This is a genomic window from Thermanaerothrix sp. (assembly GCA_026417795.1).
GTDB lineage: Bacteria > Synergistota > Synergistia > Synergistales > Synergistaceae > Thermanaerovibrio.
Genome location: JAOACP010000092.1, coordinates 1 through 1,547, shown reverse-complemented (window position 1 = coordinate 1,547; position 1,547 = coordinate 1). Strand labels below are relative to the sequence as shown.

Annotated in this window: 2 protein-coding genes; both read left to right on the top strand. The window is 50.7% G+C overall.

Going from position 1 to position 1,547, the window contains the following annotated elements; all coding sequences use genetic code 11:
• Positions 1-61 precede the first annotated feature (61 nt).
• Entirely contained in the window at positions 62-808 is a 747-nt protein-coding gene (locus N2315_09275) for a cation transporting ATPase C-terminal domain-containing protein (protein ID MCX7829365.1), read from the top strand.
• Between the two features lie 2 nt (positions 809-810).
• On the top strand, positions 811-1,547 hold a 737-nt coding region (locus N2315_09270; protein ID MCX7829364.1), incomplete at its 3' end, for a PTS sugar transporter subunit IIA.

Here is a 1,547-nt window from a genome sequence, read left to right as displayed (position 1 = left end):
GTGGGCTCGGAGATGTGTATAAGAGACAGCGGCTGATGTGGGTATCTCCGTAGATTCTGCGGTGGATGTGGCCAAGGAAGCGGCGGATATTGTGCTCCTTGAAAAGAGTCTCCTGGTATTGGAAGAAGGAATTATCGAAGGCAGGAAAATCTTTGCCAATATCATTAAATACATACGGATGGGCGCAAGTTCCAACTTTGGTAACATGTTTAGTGTTCTCGGCGCGAGTTACTTGCTGCCGTTCCTGCCTATGCAGCCCTTGCAGATTTTGACCAATAACCTGTTATACGATTTTTCCCAAACTGGTATTCCCTTAGACCAGGTAGATCCCGAACAGGTGGCAAAACCGGTCACCTGGGACATCGGGAACATTAAACGATTTATGATGTTCATCGGGCCTATCTCCTCTCTTTTTGATTATGCCACCTTCGCCCTCATGTGGTTCTTTTTCAGAACCAGCGAGTTTCTAAATCCCGCCCTTTCCGCGGGGCAACAGGATCAGCTTGCAAAGCTGTTTCAGACCGGCTGGTTTGTGGAATCCCTTTTAACCCAGACCTTAATAGTACATATCATACGGACCCGGAGAATTCCCTTTATACAGAGCCGAGCCTCAGCGCCTATGCTGTTCACCACCCTGTTTGTTATGGCTATCGGCGCCTGGCTCCCGTATTCGCCCCTGGCGCCGCTGCTCGGTTTTGTTCCGCTTCCTCCAGTATATTTTATTTGGATTGGACTCTTCCTTGTAAGCTACAGCATTTTAACCCATAAGGTAAAAAGCTGGTTTATCCGCAGATTTGAAGGAGTATAACCATGGATACCCTGCTCGATGCCCTCCAGGAAGGGCGGCTTTTTGAATTGCCGGAAAACGACAAGACCCATGCACTGCAGTTTCTTGCCCATATAATAGAAGCATTCCCCCAAATACCCACGGGGACCGATATTGTGGGAAACGTTATGGCCCGGGAAGAGGCCATGAATACCGCTCTTGGTAAAGGCTGGGCCTGCCCCCATGCACGGCTGGAATTCGAAGAAGACCTTATGTGCGTAATCGGCTGGAGCCCCACCGGTATCGATTATGGCGCCCCCGACGGCAAACCTATTTCGCTCATCACCATGTACCTGGTGCCTTCTAACCAGCGGAACCATTATCTGCGGGAAGTGTCCCTTCTCGCAAAGGTTATCAGTTCTTCTCCCGGAATAGATAAACTTACTTCCCTTAAAGAACTGAATGATGTCCGTAACTACCTTTTGGACCTTATTGCGGCCAGCAAAGAAACGACCGGTCCTGATGCACGGGCACGGATGATACGGCTCCAGGCTAAGTCGGCGGCGGTGCCCCAGCCTGTGCAGGATCTCTCTCATTTGGTGGTAGAAGCCCTCTCTATTGTTACGGGGCCCGGTCTAAAGCCCCTGGTATTAACGCAGAATCAGGAATTGCTTTCCTATGCCGAAAGCATCGCTGCATTGCCCGAACGGCTCGAAACAGATGGGTTTTACCAGAATGGCCGCTGGCGTATTGTGCGCCGCAACACCGCAGTGTATCAGGG